The sequence below is a fragment of the Aequorivita xiaoshiensis genome, assembly GCF_022008395.1.
GTDB classification, from domain to species: Bacteria; Bacteroidota; Bacteroidia; order Flavobacteriales; family Flavobacteriaceae; genus Aequorivita; species Aequorivita xiaoshiensis.
In genome coordinates this window covers 1-474 of sequence record NZ_JAIRBB010000070.1, presented here as the reverse complement: position 1 = coordinate 474, position 474 = coordinate 1, and the positions used below count along the sequence as shown (strand labels likewise).

The following is a 474-nucleotide window of genomic DNA, read 5'->3' as shown; positions in this document are numbered from 1 at the left end:
TCTGGAGCTGTTCCCATAGCAGTCGCTTGGTTTACTACTTCACCAGCATCAATATCTGCTTGGGTGATTGTGTAGCTCGCTTCGTATATCCAAGTCTCTGTTACATCTAACTCTCCATCGCCATCAGTATCTCCACTTAATGGACCTGCTAATGGACCTCCTAATAATGGGTCGTCTACTATTATGTTAGACAGACTTACATTTCCTAGATTGGTTACTGTGAATGTGTATGTAATAGTCTCATCAACATTAGCACAAGCATCACCATTCTCGTCATTAAAGACTCCTGCTTTTACAATGGCAATTTCAGGCTTCTGACATAAGTCGATTATCGTTGGATTATCATTATTAATCTCTGTTCCTGAATCATCACTTACTTCAGTTTGATCTGGAGCTGTTCCCATAGCAGTCGCTTGGTTTACTACTTCACCAGCATCAATATCTGCTTGGGTGATTGTGTAGCTCGCTTCGTAT

At 41.1% G+C, this 474-nt stretch carries 1 protein-coding gene; it reads right to left on the bottom strand.

The window, feature by feature from the left end:
* Nucleotides 1-474, bottom strand: a 474-nt coding sequence (locus tag K8344_RS14015) for a DUF7507 domain-containing protein (RefSeq protein WP_420908360.1), incomplete at both ends; no start/stop codon positions are given.